Origin of the sequence: Actinosynnema mirum DSM 43827, assembly GCF_000023245.1 — a bacterium.
Taxonomy (GTDB): domain Bacteria; phylum Actinomycetota; class Actinomycetes; order Mycobacteriales; family Pseudonocardiaceae; genus Actinosynnema; species Actinosynnema mirum.
Window position 1 is genome coordinate 8,172,915 of sequence record NC_013093.1, and the last position, 16,452, is coordinate 8,189,366.

General features: G+C 72.7%; 15 protein-coding genes. 12 read left to right on the plus strand and 3 right to left on the minus strand.

Going from position 1 to position 16,452, the window contains the following annotated elements:
* Positions 1-204 precede the first annotated feature (204 nt).
* The gene (locus AMIR_RS34850) at positions 205-2,721 is read left to right on the plus strand and encodes a transglycosylase domain-containing protein (protein ID WP_015805703.1); all 2,517 of its coding nucleotides are present in this window, start codon (positions 205-207) and stop codon (positions 2,719-2,721) included.
* Positions 2,722-2,850: 129 nt separating this feature from the next.
* Positions 2,851-4,410, plus strand: a complete 1,560-nt coding sequence (locus tag AMIR_RS34855; protein ID WP_015805704.1) for a glycosyltransferase family 87 protein — start codon at positions 2,851-2,853, stop codon at positions 4,408-4,410.
* 74 nt (positions 4,411-4,484) lie between these two features.
* Here AMIR_RS34855 and AMIR_RS34860 read toward each other — a convergent pair whose 3' ends face one another.
* Positions 4,485-5,882: a glycosyltransferase family 87 protein gene (locus AMIR_RS34860; protein WP_015805705.1), complete on the minus strand. Its 1,398-nt coding sequence runs from the start codon at positions 5,880-5,882 to the stop codon at positions 4,485-4,487.
* Positions 5,879-6,649: a deoxyribonuclease IV gene (locus tag AMIR_RS34865; RefSeq protein ID WP_015805706.1), complete on the minus strand. Its 771-nt coding sequence runs from the start codon at positions 6,647-6,649 to the stop codon at positions 5,879-5,881. The genes AMIR_RS34860 and AMIR_RS34865 overlap by 4 nt, the downstream gene beginning before the upstream one ends.
* A gap of 176 nt (positions 6,650-6,825) precedes the next feature.
* Between AMIR_RS34865 and AMIR_RS34870 the strand changes: the two genes are divergently transcribed.
* From AMIR_RS34870 to AMIR_RS34905, 8 genes are all read left to right on the plus strand, one after another.
* Positions 6,826-7,806, plus strand: coding sequence for a hypothetical protein (locus AMIR_RS34870; protein ID WP_015805707.1), 981 nt, complete (start codon positions 6,826-6,828; stop codon positions 7,804-7,806).
* Positions 7,807-8,069: 263 nt separating this feature from the next.
* Positions 8,070-8,417 carry a 30S ribosomal protein S6 gene (rpsF, locus tag AMIR_RS34875; RefSeq protein WP_041838663.1) on the plus strand — a complete coding sequence of 116 codons (348 nt, stop codon included), beginning with the start codon at positions 8,070-8,072 and terminating at the stop codon, positions 8,415-8,417.
* A gap of 13 nt (positions 8,418-8,430) precedes the next feature.
* Positions 8,431-8,937 carry a single-stranded DNA-binding protein gene (locus AMIR_RS34880; RefSeq protein ID WP_015805709.1) on the plus strand — a complete coding sequence of 169 codons (507 nt, stop codon included), beginning with the start codon at positions 8,431-8,433 and terminating at the stop codon, positions 8,935-8,937.
* A gap of 51 nt (positions 8,938-8,988) precedes the next feature.
* Positions 8,989-9,228, plus strand: coding sequence for a 30S ribosomal protein S18 (rpsR, locus tag AMIR_RS34885; RefSeq protein WP_015805710.1), 240 nt, complete (start codon positions 8,989-8,991; stop codon positions 9,226-9,228).
* 19 nt (positions 9,229-9,247) lie between these two features.
* Positions 9,248-9,703 (plus strand): 50S ribosomal protein L9, encoded by a 456-nt coding sequence (gene rplI / locus AMIR_RS34890; RefSeq protein ID WP_015805711.1) that lies wholly within the window; start codon positions 9,248-9,250, stop codon positions 9,701-9,703.
* 418 nt (positions 9,704-10,121) lie between these two features.
* The gene (gene dnaB, locus AMIR_RS34895) at positions 10,122-12,440 is read left to right on the plus strand and encodes a replicative DNA helicase (RefSeq protein ID WP_015805712.1); all 2,319 of its coding nucleotides are present in this window, start codon (positions 10,122-10,124) and stop codon (positions 12,438-12,440) included.
* A 49-nt stretch (positions 12,441-12,489) separates the two neighbouring features.
* Positions 12,490-12,705 carry a hypothetical protein gene (locus AMIR_RS34900; RefSeq protein WP_041837213.1) on the plus strand — a complete coding sequence of 72 codons (216 nt, stop codon included), beginning with the start codon at positions 12,490-12,492 and terminating at the stop codon, positions 12,703-12,705.
* A gap of 412 nt (positions 12,706-13,117) precedes the next feature.
* A complete protein-coding gene (locus AMIR_RS34905) occupies positions 13,118-13,492 on the plus strand; it encodes an STAS domain-containing protein (protein WP_015805713.1) in 375 nt (124 codons plus the stop codon).
* 24 nt (positions 13,493-13,516) lie between these two features.
* On the opposite strand, the gene AMIR_RS34910 is transcribed toward AMIR_RS34905, so the two are convergent.
* On the minus strand, positions 13,517-14,269 hold the full coding sequence (locus AMIR_RS34910; protein ID WP_015805714.1) for an SDR family NAD(P)-dependent oxidoreductase: 753 nt from the start codon (positions 14,267-14,269) through the stop codon (positions 13,517-13,519).
* Between the two features lie 86 nt (positions 14,270-14,355).
* Here AMIR_RS34910 and AMIR_RS34915 point away from each other — a divergent pair, with 86 nt between their 5' ends.
* Together AMIR_RS34915 and AMIR_RS36575 are read left to right on the plus strand one after the other, a co-directional pair.
* Positions 14,356-15,192, plus strand: a complete 837-nt coding sequence (locus AMIR_RS34915) for a helix-turn-helix transcriptional regulator (RefSeq protein ID WP_015805715.1) — start codon at positions 14,356-14,358, stop codon at positions 15,190-15,192.
* Between the two features lie 16 nt (positions 15,193-15,208).
* On the plus strand, positions 15,209-16,357 hold the full coding sequence (locus AMIR_RS36575) for a 3'-5' exonuclease (protein ID WP_015805716.1): 1,149 nt from the start codon (positions 15,209-15,211) through the stop codon (positions 16,355-16,357).
* Positions 16,358-16,452: the final 95 nt, after the last annotated feature.

Consider the following 16,452-nt stretch of genomic DNA (forward strand, 5'->3'; position numbering starts at 1 on the left):
GACCCGGACGGCGGGGCGATGCCCCCGCGGCGAGGCGCCCAGGACCAGCCGGAGCGGAACATCCCGCCCGGCGGTTTCGCGCGTCCCGGCTCACCAGGCGGTCCACCCCCCCGGCAGCCGGGCCCCGGTACGGGCCCCGGTCCTCGGGCGGGCGGTCCCGGCGGTCCCGGCGGCCCAGCGGGCGGCCCTCCCCCCGGTGGCCCCATGCGCCCCCCCATGCCCCCCGGCGGTCCGCGGCGTCCCGGCCCCGGCGGCCCCGTGCCGCCCGGCGGGCACCTGGGCGCCGGTGGTCCCGGCGGTCCGCGCCGCCCCGGCGGCCCCGGCGGCCCCGGCCCCGACCGCAGGCCCGGCGAAGAGCCGACGGACATGCTCCCCGCGCTCACCCCGCCGCCCCCGCCGAAGCGCGAGCCCGACCTGCTCACGCACCGCGAGGCCGACGAGGAGATCGACGCCTTCTACGAGGGCGACGAGGACGACTACGACGACGAGCTGACCGACGACGAGGAGCGCGCCCTGCGCCGCAAGAAGATCTGGCGGCGCGTCCGCCGGGTCTCCTACGTGGCGCTCGGCCTGATGATCCTGTCGCCGGTCGTCGCGTTCGCGATCGCCTACCAGGTGATCGACGTCCCGAACCCGGAGGACGTGGCCGCCAAGCAGGGCAAGGCGATCACGCTGCTGTACTCCGACGGCTCCCCGATGACCACGATCGCGGACAGCGGGTCCAACCGGTCGATGATCACCTACGAGGAGCTGCCCGAGGTCGTCAAGAACGCCGTCTTCGCCGCCGAGGACCCGACGTTCATGACGAACCCCGGCTTCGACTTCACGGCCATCGCCCGCGCGGTCTGGTACCAGGTCAAGGGCGGCGACAGCGGTGGCTCCGGGCTGACGCAGCAGTACGTCAAGAAGGCCACCGAGGACGAGTCCGCGACCCTCACGCGCAAGTTCAACGAGATGGTCCGCGCGTACAAGATGTCCAAGCAGCAGAAGAAGGAGGACATCCTCGCGGCCTACCTGAACACGATCTACTTCGGCAGGTCGGCGTACGGCGTGAAGACCGCCGCGAAGATGTACTTCAACAAGGACCTGAAGGACGTCTCGCAGGCCGAGGCCGCCCTGCTCGCGGGCATGATCCAGAACCCCGGCCGCTCCGAGGAGACGGAGTACGTCAAGGAGCGCTGGGAGTACGTCCGGGGCCAGCTGGTCAAGAACGGCATGATCGACCAGGCCACCGCGGACTCGATGGCGCAGCCGCCGATGGCGCCGCTGGAGGAGGTCACCGAGAACGCGCTGACCGGTCCCAGGGCGTTCATCCAGCAGCAGGTGTTCTACGAGATGGCCAGGGAACCGATCGGGATGACCCAGGAGGACGCCGGCCGCAAGGGCGTCGTCATCCACACCACGATCGACAAGAAGATGCAGCAGGCCGCCGAGGACTCGGTCAACGAGGTCATGAAGGGCGAGCCCGAGGAGCTCAAGACCTCGCTCACCGGCATCGACCCGAAGTCCGGCGCGGTGCTCGCCTACTACGGCGGTTCCGACGGCATGGGCCTGGACTACGCCACCGGCACCATCCAGGAGGCGGGCTCGTCGTTCAAGCCCTTCGACCTGGTGGCGGCGCTGGAGGACGGCTTCGGCCTCGGCTCCCCGTTCGACGGCGTGTCGCCCAAGTCGTTCCCCGGCATGGACACCAAGATCCGCAACGCCTCCGACCCGCAGAACAAGTGCGGTCCGGAGTGCCCGCTGCGCGAGGCGATGAAGCTGTCGCTGAACACCGTGTTCTACGACCTGGTGTTCAACCACACCGGCGCCGAGGCGGTGGCCGAGGCGGCCTGGGCCGCAGGCATCCCGAAGCAGGTCTCGGTCGGCGGCCAGAAGATCGACACCCTGCTCGGCGAGGGCGGCGCCAAGCCCAACACCGGTATCGCGCTGGGCGGTGACGTCGCGCGGGTGCGCCCGTTCGACATGGCCTCGGCCTACGCGACGTTCGCGGCGCGCGGCGTCCACCACGAGCCGTTCTTCGTCTCGAAGATCACCGACTCGTCGGGCGAGACCATCCTGCACCAGCACATCGACCAGAAGCGCGACGCCTTCGACACGACCAACTCCCAGCTCAACCGGGACATCGCGGACAACGTGACCGAGGCGCTCAAGCCGATCCCGCTGCACTCCAAGATCGCGTGCGCGGGCAACCGCGAGTGCGCGGGCAAGACGGGAACGCACGAGCTCCCGGACGACGCCTCGCAGAACTCGAAGGCGTGGATGGTCGGCTACACCAAGTCGCTGTCGACCTCGGTGTGGATGGGCCGCAACGAGGGCAACGTGGCGCTCAAGAACGCCGCGGGACAGCCGATCTTCGGTGGCGGTCTGCCGGGTCAGATCTGGAAGAAGTTCATGGACAAGGCCCTCGACGGGACTCCGAAGGAGACCTTCGACAAGGCCAAGCCCCTCGGCCAGTACAACGACCCGGTGAAGACCACCTCGGCCAAGCCGAGCACGCCGTCCTCCGCGCCGCCGTCCTCGACGTCCAGGAGCCGCGAGGAGGACGACGACAAGTCGACCCCGCCGTCTCCGTCGAGGAGCAACGGCAACAGCTCGTCGACGCCCAACACGGGCATCACGTGCCTGCCGGGCCTGTGCCCGAACCCCGACCCGAGGCCGACCGGGGGGCCGAACCCCGATCCGGCGATCGGCGGCGGCCGGAACGACGGCGGGGGCTGACCGCACGTCCGCTGACGAGGGGCGCGCATCCCACCACGGGGTGCGCGCCCCTCGCGCTTCCCAGGGCCGCCCGGACCCGCGCTGCGGGCTTGCTGTCCGTCGCGCAGAGCTACCCGTAGCATCCGGCGGGTGGCCAGTCCTTCGCAGCACTCCCAGGCGTCAGCCGAAGACACCGACTCGCTCACACCCGAGGAACGGGTGCACCCGACGTGGACGGAGTCGCTAGCCAGAGGCTTGAGCAGGCCGTTCGGCGGGCCCGCGGGCAGGCACGCCTCGCTGGGCAGGCAGTGGTTCTGGACACCGCTGCGGGTGGTGCTGCTGCTGACCCTGGTGACGCTGTCGCTGGCGTTCCTGCAGAAGTCCCCCTGCATCCAGCAGTACGTGGACTCCAACGGGGTCGTGCAGCTCGACTGGCGGGGCGGCAAGCAGTACACCGCCATGTGCTACTCGGACACCATCCCGCTGTACACGGCGGAGCGGCTCGACCAGCCGGGCATGTTCCCCTACAAGACGCACTGGTTCGACGACCAGGGCAAGCCGACCGAGCACATCCGGTACATGGAGTACCCGGTGCTCACCGGCCTGTTCCAGTGGGTCAACGCGCGCATGGCGCAGGGCTGGACCGCGATCGCGGAGAGCACCGGTCTGCTGCCCTCGCCGATGACCGTCATCGTGTACTTCGACTTCACCGCGCTGTGGCTGGGGCTGGCCTGGCTGGTCACCGCGTGGGCGACGCTGCGGATCGCCCGCCGCAGGCCGTGGGACGCGGCGCTGGTCGCCGTCTCGCCGCTGGTGCTGGTGCACGCGTTCACCAACTTCGACACGCTGGCCACCGCGTTCGCCACCGCCGGGATGCTCGCCTGGGCGCGCAGCAAACCGGTGCTGGCGGGCGTGCTGATCGGCCTCGGCGCCGCCGCCAAGCTGTACCCGCTGTTCCTGCTCGGACCGCTGGTGCTGCTGTGCTTCAGGTCGGGGAAGATGCGCGAGGCGCTGAACACCGTGCTGGCCGCCGCGCTGGCGTGGCTGGCGGTGAACCTGCCGGTCCGGCTGGCCTACCCGGAGGGCTGGGGCGAGTTCTTCCGGCTCAACACCCTCCGGGGCGTGGACCCGGACACGGTCTACAACGTGCTGGTGCAGTGGACCGGCTGGACCGGGTTCGACCCCGGCCTCGGCTTCCGCGAGCCGCCCGCCGTGCTGAACGCGGTCACCGCCGCGCTGTTCCTGCTGTGCTGCGCGGGGATCGCGGTGGTGGCGCTGTCCGCGCCGACCAGGCCCCGGCTGGCCCAGCTGTGCTTCCTGGTGGTGGCGGCGTTCCTGCTGACCAACAAGGTGTGGAGCCCGCAGTACTCGCTGTGGCTGGTGCCGCTGGCCGTGCTGGCGGTGCCGAGGTGGAAGCTGCTGCTGGCCTGGATGACCGTGGACGCGCTGGTGTGGGTGCCCAGGATGTTCTTCTACCTCGGCGAGGAGAACAAGGGCCTGCCGATCGACTGGTTCCTCGGCGCGGTGCTGCTGCGGGACGCGGCGGTGCTGCTGCTGTGCGTGGTCGTGCTGCGGGAGATCTACAAGCCCTCGCTGGACCTGGTGCGGGTCTCCGGCGACGACGACCCGGCGGGCGGCGTGCTCGACGGCGCCCCCGACCGCAGGGTGCTGCGGCTGCGGCCCGCCGACCGGACGGCCACGCCCGCCTGAGCGGTGCCCTCCGGCACGACGACGGCGAAGGCGCCCTTCCCGCGGGAAGGGCGCCTTCGCCGTCGTCGGGACCGTCAGGTCTGCGCGGGCGACGGCGGTGGCGACGGCGCGAGGTGGTTGGCGACCCGCTCGCGGGCGGACGGCACCACGTCCGACTTGAGGAACAGGTAGAACAGCGCGACCAGCAGCGCGGCCCGGCCCCACACGCCGATCACCACGGCCTGCGCGGAGAACCCGTCGTAGATGCCCGACGGCTGCCCCTGCTCGATGGCGTAGTACCAGCGGAAGATCCCGATGCCCATCGCCAGGTCCGCGGCGAAGTAGGCGAACGTCCAGGTCAGCGGCACCCGCATGAGCACCAGCATCGGCACCAGCCACAGCGTGTACTGCGGCGAGTGCACCTTGTGCAGCAGCAGGAACCCGCACAGCATCGCCGCCGAGACCGGGATCCACGGGTAGACGCCCTCGCGGGTGAAGCGCAGCCAGCCGATCCAGCAGGCCAGGCCGAACGAGATCAGCATCGTCATCGGCGACAGCACCCCGACGATCGCCTGCATCGCGTCGTCGCTCATGAACGGGCGCATCGACCAGTACCAGACGGAGTTGGTGGTGATGTCCACCCGCCGCATCCCCTGGAACGCGAACGACGCCTTCCAGCCCTCCAGGCCGAAGATCGCGAACGGCAGGTTCACCACCACGACCGTCACGATCGACGCGAGCGCCACCTTCACCGCGCCCACCACGTCGTACCGGCCGCGCTGCGCGGTCAGCACGTGCAGCGCCAGCGGCAGCACGAAGATCGCCGGGTAGATCTTGAACGCGAACCCGAGCCCCAGCAGCACGGACGCGACCAGCGCCCGGTCCAGCAGCGGCCGGTCCGCGCCCCTGCGCCCCCAGCCGCGCTGCACCACGTACGCCGCCGCGACCGCGCAGAACACCACCGGCAGGTCCCAGTTGTGGTACGCGTACAGCACGAGCGGCGGGCCGACCGCCCACAGCAGCGCGCGCCAGCGGGCCAGCTTGCCCAGCAGCCAGCCGGTGGCCAGCCCGAACGGGGCCATCAGCAGCGCGGAGAACAGCAGGAACTCGGCGTCGTTGTGCGCGAAGATCGCGCCGCCCCAGATCAGCAGGCCGGTCAGCACCGGGTACTCGACCACCCCGCCGACCAGGACGCCCTTGGGGGTGATGCTGCCGTGCACGTAGGGGAAGACGTGCCGGTCGACGTCGCGCCCGATCCAGAGGTGCTGGATGTCGGAGTAGCAGACCTCTTCCTTGTTGCGCACGTCGTAGTCCGGCTGGGTCCGACCCCACTGGTCGAACTCGGGGCCGGTGCAGCGGTCCTTGTTGGCGAACCCCGCGAGCAGGGTCAGGCCGCACAGGAGGACCAGCGCGGCCAGCGCCGCGCGGCCGAACCGCCGGGTGCGCGTACCGGCGTCCACCAGCGGGGCCACCGCCTCCCGTGTCGTGCTCATCGGGCCAGGTGCTCGCGGAGGTAGGCGATGTCGGCCGCCTGGCCGTCACCGGGCGTCTCCACCAGGACCGGCGCGCCCGCCGAGGCGCACACCGCGACGAGCTGCTCGGGGTCGATCTTGCCCGATTCGACGTTCGCGTGCCGGTCCCTGGACGAGCCGAACTCGTCGCGGGAGTTGTTCAGGTGCACCAGGTCGATCCGGCCGGTGAGCGCCTTGACCCGCTCCACGACGCCGACCAGGTCCTCACCGGCGGCGAACGCGTGGCAGGTGTCCAGGCAGAACCCCGCGCCGAACTCGCCCACCGCGTCCCACAGCCTGCCGAGGCGGTCGAACGAGCGGGCCATGGCGTTGTCGCCGCCCGCCGTGTTCTCGATCAGGATCGGCACCCCGAAGCCGCCCTCGTCGACCTGCCGCTCGAACAGCTTGCGCCAGTTGGCGATGCCGTCGTCCGGGTCGTCGTCCTTGGTGACGTGCCCGCCGTGCACGATCAGCCCCAGCGCGCCGACCTCGGCCGCGCGCGCCGCGTGCTGCACCACCGCCTTGCGGGACGGGATGCGGACGCGGTTGTTCAGCGAGGCCACGTTGATCAGGTACGGGGCGTGCACGAAGACGTCGAGCTCGGAGTCCTTGAGCGCCCGCGCGTGCTGGTGCGCCCCGGGGGCCTTCCAGCTCTGCGGGTCGCTGAGGAAGAACTGGACCACCTCGGCCCCGCGCTCGGCGGCGGCGGCGAGCGGATCGTCGTCTCGGACGTGAGCCCCGATGCGCATGAGGTGCAGGGTAGCCGTGCCGGGGCCGGGTCCGGTCGGCAGCGCCACGACGAGGAGCACCCGATCGCCGAGCGGCGGGCGCCGCCACGCGGGCCTACGCTCGTTACCAGCAAGTAGGAAGTGCGTCGCCGAGCGCGCGCGGACCGGCGCGGCGGCCCAGCACCGGGGAGGCAACGATGCGCACCCGAAGCACCCGCTTAGCAGGCGTGGGAGCCGCGCTCGCCGTGGTCGGGACGACCGCCTGGCTGGGCGCGGGGACCGCGGCGGCGGCCGAACCCGTGGTGCTCGGGGAGTGCCGGACGACCGTGCGGGGCGAGCCGGGGACGCCGCTCGCGCTGAGCGCCTCCGCCGTGCTCGGGCCGGTCACCGACCTGGTCAGGGCGGTCCCGCTGCTGGGGCCGGGGCTGGCGGAGCCGTTCCGGGCCGCGTTCGCCGCGCTGCCGCCGATCCCGATCGGCGCGATCCCCACCGGGGAGGGCGTCGTCACCGGCGGGCAGATCGCCGCGCGGGTCAACGGGGAGCTGGGGAGGCTGCCGCTGCTCGGGCCCGTGCTGACCACCGTGACCGGCGGGGTCGGGCAGGTGCTGGGCGGGCTGTGCTCGGTGACCGCGATCGGGGTCAACGCCGCCGTGGCGCCCGTGCAGGAGGGCGTGGGCGGGGTGGCGGACGCGTCCGAGGCGATCGTCGGGCAGGTGCTGCCGCCCGCGCCGCAGCAACCGGCGCCGCAGCAACCGGCGCCGCCCGTGCCGCAGCCGCAGCAGCCGCCCGCGCCGCAGCCGGAGGAAGTGCCCGCGCGGGGCGTGCCGCAGGGCTCGACCACCGCGACCGCGTCGGCCGTGGTCGCCCAGGGGCGGGACCTGCTGCGGTGGGGCGCGAACTTCGGCGGGGCGCCCGCGTTCGGCTACGGGTCGCTGCCGTTCGCGGCGCCGGGCCTGTTCTCGCCCGTCCCGCGCGGCGAGACCGGGGGTCCCGGCGCTGGGCGCGGGCTGCCTCGGGCCGCCGACCGCGAGGACGTCCGCGAGGCCGGGCGGGCGCAGGCGCTGCCGGGGCTGGCGAACGGGGTGGCGACGCCGGTGCTGCTGGCCGTGGTGCTGCTGGCCTGCGTGACGGGCGCGCTGGTGCGCACCTGGGTGCTGCGCCGCCCGTCGGTCCGCTGAGCCGCCCCGGACCAGGGCTCCGGTCAAGGCCCCGACCAGCGGCGGTCAAGGCCCCGACCAGCGGCGCGACCGGGTGCGCCGGCAGAACCCGGTGATCTTGAACCACCCCGGTTTCCCGGCTCCCGCGCGCTCGAAACGCCCCGTCGACCAGTCGGTTTCACCGACCGGGCCGAACCCCTGTAGGCTGTTCAGGTTGCTGACGCGACGACCCTCCTGCCACGGAAAGCCCGTGGCCGTGAGTCCACAGGAGGTGAGTGGTCTTCATGCGTCATTACGAAGTGATGGTCATCCTCGACCCCAGTCTCGACGAGCGCACGGTCGCGCCCTCGCTCGACACGTTCCTCAACGTCATCCGCACCGCGGGTGGCAACGTCGAGAAGGTCGACGTCTGGGGCAAGCGCAGGCTGAGCTTCGAGATCAACAAGAGCGCCGAGGGCATCTACGCCGTCCTCGACCTCCTCTCGACGCCCGAGGCCGTGAAGGAGCTGGACCGCCAGCTGGGTCTGCAGGAGACGGTGCTGCGCACCAAGGTCCTGCGCCGCGAGCCCGCGAAGGCCGCCAAGGCCGCTGCCAAGGCAGCAGCGAAGGCCGCCGCGAAGGCCAAGGCCTGAGGGAGAGCCGGACATGGCAGGCGAGACGACGATCACGGTGGTCGGGAACCTGACCTCCGATCCGGAACTGCGCTTCACCCAGTCCGGTGCGGCGGTGGCCGGTTTCACGGTCGCCTCCACCCCGCGCACCTTCGACCGCCAGTCCGGCGAGTGGAAGGACGGCGAGGCGCTCTTCCTCCGCTGCAACGTGTGGCGCCAGGTCGCGGAGAACGTGGCCGAGACGTTGACCCGCGGTTCGCGGGTGATCGTCACGGGCAGGCTCCGCCAGCGCTCCTTCGAGACGAAGGAGGGCGAGAAGCGCACCGTCGTGGAGCTGGAGGTCGACGAGATCGGCCCCTCGCTGCGCTACGCGACCGCGAAGGTCAACAAGGTGAGCCGAGGTGACGGCGGTGGTGGCGGCTACGGCGGCGGCCAGCAGCAGTCCCGCGGTGGCGGCGGTGGCGCCCCTGCCGACGACCCCTGGGGCTCCGCGCCCCCGGCGGGTTCCGGCGGCGGTTTCGCCGACGAGCCTCCCTTCTAGACCAGCACAGGTCACCCCAGAACTTCACCGCGTCACTCCAGGAGTACACACATGGCCAAGCCGCCTGTGCGCAAGCCCAAGAAGAAGGTCTGCGCGTTCTGCAAGGACAAGAACGCCAACCTGATCGACTACAAGGACACCACCCTGCTCCGGAAGTACATCTCGGACCGGGGCAAGATCCGCGCTCGTCGGGTCACCGGCAACTGCAGCCAGCACCAGCGCGACGTCGCCGTCGCGGTGAAGAACGCCCGCGAGATGGCGCTGCTGCCCTACACCTCGACCGCTCGCTAAGAAGAAGGGGGATAACACCGTGAAGCTCATCCTCACCGCTGATGTCAGCGGCCTCGGTGGCCCCGGCGACATCGTCGAGGTCAAGGACGGCTACGGCCGCAACTACCTGCTGCCCCGCGGCCTGGCGATCCTCGCCACCAAGGGCGCGGCGAAGCAGGTCGAGGTCATCCGCCGCGCGCAGGAGACCCGTCGCGTCCGCGACCTGGACCACGCGAAGGAGATCAAGGCCTCCCTGGAGGGCTTGGGCTCGGTCTCGCTGAAGGCCAAGGCCGCCTCGGGCTCCAAGAAGCTGTTCGGCTCCGTCACCTCGTCCGACGTCGTGTCCGCGGTTCGCGCCGCGGGTGGCCCGGCGCTGGACAAGCGGTCCGTGGACCTGGCGGGCCACATCAAGACCCTGGGCAAGCACTCGGTCACCGTCCGACTGCACCCCGAGGTCACCGTGTCGCTGCCCGTCGAGGTCTCCTCGGTCGGCTGAGCGCGCTCCGGAAGCGCCGTCCGCCCCGTCGCGGGGTGGGCGGCGCTTTCTGCTGAGTTGTCCACAACCCCTGTGGAGAACCTGCTGTGACGGGGTGACCACGACACGCCGTGAGGCGAGTAACACGCGACACGCCGAAGTTGTGACCCACTAATTTCTCCACAACTGACTCACAGGGTCTGACCTGGGAATTTTGGAATCACAGGTCGAGTTGTCCCCAAGTTGTCCACAGGTTCGAGGCGACCTGTGGTCAGCTCGGCCAAACCATCCCCAAGTTCTCCACAGGCTTGTCCACAGGCCCGGTTGCTTGGTCCGTCCGGGTGGCTCTAGCGTCCCTGTGTCGCTGTGCGTGGCTCCTCGCCGATACCGGGGAGCCGGGGCAGGAACGTTCGGCACGAACGGATTGGGGTGGGTAGCCGTGGCGGTGGTGGACGACCGGGGCATGGCCGAGCCAAGCTTCGAACGGCAGCCGCCCCAGGACCTGGCCGCCGAGCAGTCCGTGCTCGGCGGGATGCTGCTGAGCAAGGACGCGATCGCCGACGTCGTCGAGGTGCTCGCTCCGAACGACTTCTACCGACCGGCGCACCAGGCCGTCTACGACTGCGTCCTCGACCTGTACGGCCGGGGCGAGCCCGCCGACCCGATCACGGTGTCCGCGGAGCTGGAGCGCAGGGGCGAGCTGCTGCGGGTGGGCGGCGCGCCGTACCTGCACACCCTCATCGCGACCGTGCCCACCGCGGCGAACGCGAGCTACTACGCCGAGATCGTCGCCGAGAAGGCGGTGCTGCGCAGGCTCGTCGAGGCCGGGACGCGCATCGTGCAGCTCGGCTACAACGGCGCCGAGGGCGCCGACGTGGACGAGGTGGTGGACCGGGCGCAGGCGGCCATCTACGAGGTCACCGAGCGCCGCACCACCGAGGACTACGCGGTGCTGGAGGAGCTGCTCCAGCCCACCATGGACGAGATCGACGCCATCGCCTCGCGGGGCGGCTCGTCCCTGGGCATCCCGACCGGCTTCGCGGACCTGGACCAGCTGACGAACGGCCTGCACGGCGGTCAGATGATCATCGTCGCGGCCCGTCCCGGCGTCGGCAAGGCGCTGGCCCTCGACACCCCCCTGGCCACCCCGACCGGGTGGACCACGATGGGCGAGGTGCGGGTCGGCGACCTCCTGCTCGACGCGGACGGCCTGCCGACGCGGGTCGTCGCGGCGACCGGGGTGATGCGGGGCAGGCCGTGCCACGAGGTGGTGTTCTCCGACGGGTCGGTGCTGCTCGCCGACGCCGAGCACCAGTGGCTGACCGGCGCGCCGGGCGCCTCCGCCGTGCGCACGACCGCCGAGCTGGCCGAGGCGCTCCGCCGGGGCGAGACGCCGTCGGTGGCGGGCGCCGCGCCGCTCGCGCTCCCGGACCGGCCGCTGCCCATCGCGCCCTACTCGCTGGGCGTGCTGCTCGGCGGCCACGCCGCGTCCGCGCGGTTCACCTCGGAGGACGCCGAGGTGCTGTGGAACGTCGGGGCGGACGGCTACGAGGTGCGCGCCTCACCGGCCTGCCAGGGCTGCGGCGCGGCGTCGACCGGCGTGCGGGACTGCCCGGAGTGCCACAGCGAGCGCGGCACCCTCCAGGGCCTGCTGCACGGCGCGGGCGTGCTGGGCTCCGAGCGGGTCCCGGCCGGGTACCTGCGGGCGTCCGAGCCCCAGCGGCGGGCGCTGCTCGCCGGGCTGCTGGACACCGCGGGGACGGTCGCCGAGGACGGCTCGGTGCGGTTCGAGGCGTCGGGCGCGGGCCTGGCGCGGGACGTGCGCGAGCTGGTCGTCGGCCTGGGCTACCGCTGCGCCGGGGACGGGGTGGTCGTCGGCTTCGAGGCCGGGGACGACGTGTTCCGGGTGGAGCGCAAGCGGCTGGAGCACAAGGACCGGGGGCAGCGCGCGGGCGCGGGGACCCGGTTCGTGGTCGGGGTGCGGCCGGTGGCGAGCGTGCCGGTGCGCTGCGTGGAGGTCGACAACGCCGCCCACCTGTACCTCGCGGGCCGGTCGATGATCCCGACGCACAACTCGACGCTGGGGCTGGACTTCGCCAGGTCCTGCTCGGTCAAGCACGGGCTGACCAGCGCCATCTTCTCGCTGGAGATGAGCCGCACCGAGATCGTCATGCGGATGCTGTCCGCCGAGGCGCGCATCCGCCTCGGCGACATGCGCGGTGGCACGATGAGCGACGACGACTGGACCCGGTTGGCGCGGCGGATGAGCGAGATCAGCGAGGCGCCGCTGTTCGTGGACGACTCGCCGAACCTGACCATGATGGAGATCCGGGCGAAGGCGCGCCGGCTCAAGCAGCGGCACGACCTGCGGCTCGTGGTGGTGGACTACCTGCAGCTGATGTCGTCGGGCAAGAAGACCGAGTCGCGCCAGCAGGAGGTCTCGGAGTTCTCCCGGAACCTGAAGCTGATCGCGAAGGAGCTGGAGGTCCCGGTGATCGCGATCAGCCAGCTGAACCGCGGTCCCGAGCAGCGCACCGACAAGAAGCCGCAGCTGTCCGACCTGCGCGAGTCCGGCTCGCTGGAGCAGGACGCGGACATGGTCATCCTGATCAACCGCCCGGACGCGTGGGAGCGCGACGACCCGCGCGCGGGCGAGGCCGACCTGATCATCGCCAAGCACCGCGCGGGCCCGACCGCGACGATCACGGTGGCCCACCAGCTGCACTACAGCCGGTTCACGGACCTGGCGCAGGGCTGATCGGCGGGTCGTCGGGGTCGTCGGGCCGACCTCGGTCAGCCGCTTGCGCGTGGCCGGTGCGGAGATGTCCGGGGTCGACGCGGCGGCGGGCAGCCTGGTGTCCGCGCGCAGCCGGGCCCGGACCGTCTCGACGCCCGCCGGGTCGATCGGGTGCAGCCGGGAGTTCGGGTTGGTCAGGAGCTCCTCGGCTCCGGGGTCGGCGAGCGGGACGCCGTGTCCCGGCTCGCCCGCCACCACCAGGCAGGGGTCGGCCGCCGACGTCTAGCAGCACCGCCGTTCCACCCGCGCGCCGCGCGAGCCGGTCGAGCAGCGCGCCGACCGCGCCCGGTCCGGCGGAGAGCCTGACCAGCGCGGTGAGGTCGTCGGCGCGGTCGGTCACCCGACCCCCGGTCTGACGTCGGCCGTCCCCTGCGCGCGAGCCGCCCCTATCCGGATTCGCCCGTGCCCGGACAGAACGTGAAGCGCCCCACCTGCGGTTTCGGCCGCACCACCCCGCTGCTCCACCCGCCGCGGCGCCGGTCCACCGCCGCGCCGCAGCGCTGGAACCGATCTTCGATGACATCATCGGGGGAGAAGCCGAAGAATCGAGGCAGGTCGAGACCAGCGTCCGCACGGGACGACACCCAGCCGAGGCCCACGAGGGCCGGGCACCCGCTACCGACGGGGAGGCAGCCCGCATGGGCCTGAAGGTGAGCAAGCACCGCGTCGACCACGGCGAGGGCTCGTTCCTCGTCGCCGGGATCTCGGGGGTGGTCGACCTGTTCACCTCCCCGAAGCTCTGGACGGAGCTGGTGGTCGAGGAGATCGACGAGGGCGCGTTCCTCGTCGTGCTGGACCTGGAGCGGGTCGAGTCGCTGGACCACCACGGGCTCGGCGTGCTCGCCGGGGCGCTGGCCAGGGTGCGGGCCAACGGCGGCGCGCTCGCGCTGGCCGGGGTCGGCGAGACCGTGCTGGACGCGCTGGAGCTGGCCCGCTTCGACGAGATCATCCCGATCGCGGACACCGTCGAGGAGGCCATCGCGATGGCCAGCGGCGAGGAGCCCGCGCCCTGATCCGGCCGGGCGCGGGCCACCGGGTCAGATGCCGGTCCCGCCGGTCACCGGGAGCACCGCGCCGGTCACGTACGAGGCGCGGTCGCTGAGGAGCCAGGCCGCCGCCTCCGCCACCTCCTCGGGCGCGGCGGCCCTGCCGAGCGGGGTGGACGCGACGATCCGGTCGATCACGCCGGGGTCGTGCGACTCCCAGTCGTCGACCATCTCGGTGCGGGTCAGGCCGGGCGCGATGGCGTTCACCCGGATGCCCGCGCCGCCGTAGGTGACGGCCGCCGACTCGGTCAGGCTGTTCACCGCCCGCTTGGCCGCCGCGTAAGCGGGCAGCGCCGGGTTCGCGATCAGGCTGCCGACGCTGCTGGTGTTGACGATCGCCCCGCCGCCGGTGGCGATCATGGCCTTGACCTCGGCGGCCACCGCGTGGAACACGCCCTTGAAGTTGACCTGGACGACCCGGTCCAGGTCCTCCTCGGTCACGTCCGCGAGCGGGTGCGGCGGGGTGGCCGTGCCGCCGTTGTTGAACGCCGCGTCGAGCCTGCCGTGCCGCTCGACGACCGTGCGCACCAGGTGGTCGATGCTCTCCTTGTCACCCAGGTCGGTGACCACGTACGAGGCACCCGGCAGTTCCGAGGCGAGGGCCTTGAGCGCGTCCTCGCTGCGCGCGGCGAGCACGACGGTGGCGCCCTCGGCGGTGAACAGGCGGGCGGCGGCGGCGCCGATGCCCCGGCTGGCCCCGGTGACGAGCGTGATCTTGTCGGCCAGCAGTCCGGTCTTGGTCATGGCTCCACCGTGCCGCGCCGCGAAGCGCTCAGGCAGGCCCTGCCCGTACCTGTCAGCGAGCGGTCGCGGACGGCATCCTCGGGGGCGTGGACAAGGCTGAGCTGGGCCGCTTCCTGCGGTCGCACCGCGAGCGGCTGGCACCGGGGACCGTGGGACTGCCTTCGGGCGGGCCGCGTCGCACCCCCGGTCTGCGGCGCGAGGAGGTGGCGCAGCTGGCGCACATCTCGACCCAGTACTACACGCGGCTGGAGCAGGCGCGCGGTCCGCGGCCGTCGCGGCACGTGCTGGTCGCGCTGGGCAGGGCGCTGCGGCTCACCGACGCCGAGCGGGACCACCTGCACGCGCTGTGCGGGCGGCCCGCGGAACCACCGGGCGTGTCCCGCGACGTCCCCGACCGGGTGATGGACCTGGTGGAGCGGCTGCCGGACACCGCCGTGGTGGTGCTGGACGCGAAGTACGACGTGCTGGCGTGGAACCCGCTGGCGGCGGCGCTGCTGGAGGACTTCTCGGCGGTGCCGCAGCGGGAGCGCAACATGATCCGCCGGTACTTCCTGGACCCGGACCCGGCGCGCAGGCACTACGGGATCGAGGACGGCGGCGGGTTCAGCCGGTTCGCCGCAGCGCACCTGCGCGCGGTGGCCGCCCGCTACCCGCGCGACCGGGGCGTGCAGGACCTGGTCCGGGAGCTGCTGCGGGGCAGCCCTGAGTTCGTGGAGCTGTGGCGGGTGGCCGAGGTGTCGGGCGAGCACGGCATGGCGAAGGTCGTCGCGCACCCCCGGCTCGGCCCGATCCCGCTGGACTGCGACGTGCTGGTGGTGCCGGAGCGGGACCAGCACGTGGTGCTGTTCACCGCCCCGCCCGGTTCGCCGGGGCACGACGCGCTGCGGCTGCTGTCGGTGCTCGGGCTGCAGGAGATGCGCTGACGGTAGGTTCGTCCGCGTGGGTTACGCGGTGGTCGACGTGGAGACGACCGGGTTCCGGCGGTCCGACCGGGTGGTCGAGGTGGCCGTCGTGCAGCTGGACCGGGACCGGCGGGTCACCGGGGAGTGGTGCACGCTGCTGAACCCCGGCCGGGACCTCGGACCGCAGCACGTGCACCGGATCAGGGCAGCCGACGTGTGGGGCGCGCCGACGTTCGCGCTGGCGGCGGGGGCGCTCGCCCGGCGGTTGGCGGGTCGGGTGCTGGTGGCGCACAACCTGGCGTTCGACGCGCGCTTCCTGGCCGCCGAGTTCGGCCGGGTCGGGGTGGACGCGGACTTCGACGGGCTGTGCACGATGCGGCTGTCGGGCGGGCGGCGGTCGCTGCGGGACTGCTGCGCCGACGCCGGGGTGCCGCTGCTGGACGCGCACTCGGCGCTGGCCGACGCGCACGCGGCGGCGGCGCTGTTCGCGCGGCTGCCCGAGGTCCCCGGCGCGGGCGCGCTGGACCTGCCGCCGCTGGGCGCGGACGTGCCCGAGGTGCGGCGGGGCGCCGCCGACCTGGCGGGTGGGGTGCTGGCGGGGACGGCGGGCGCCGGACCGGCGGGAATGGCGCCTGCGGGAACGGCGCCGGCGGGCGGAGTTCCCGCGAGCGGGCTGCTGGCGGGCGCCGCCCCGCGGTCGGGCGCGCTGGCCGGTGCGACGCGACCGGTCGAGCTGTCCGGCGGGACTCTGGCCGGTGGGACTCGGGCCGGTGGGACGCGGTCGGGCGAAGTCCTGGCAGGCGGGGCTCTGGCGGGTGGGTCGCTCGGCGGTCCGGCGATTGGTGTTGCGGCGACCGGTGTTCCGGGTGCCGGCGGTCCGGCAGCCGGCGGCGCGGGGTCGGCGGTGCGGTTGGCGCGGGGCGACCTGGTGGTGTTCACCGGGCAGATGGACGACGCGCGCGACGTGTGGGTGGGCCGGGCGCTGGGCTCGGGGCTGCGGGTGAACTCCGGTTACGTCACGCGCGCCACGGCGCTGCTGGTCGCGGCCGACCCGTTCTCCCTGTCGACCAAGGCGAGGCGGGCCCGCGCGTACGGGGTGCCGATCGTGTCCGAGGGCGCGTTCGCCGCGCTGCTCGCCGGTCTCGCGGACGGGCTCCCCGACGAGCCGCTGGGCAAGATCAGCTGAAAGATCACCGGACCGGGTGGTCGCGCAGGTGTTGAAATGCCCGCTCAGCGCGGGGAGGCTGCGAAGAAGGCCCGTGCAGCCCGCGGTGGGAGGCG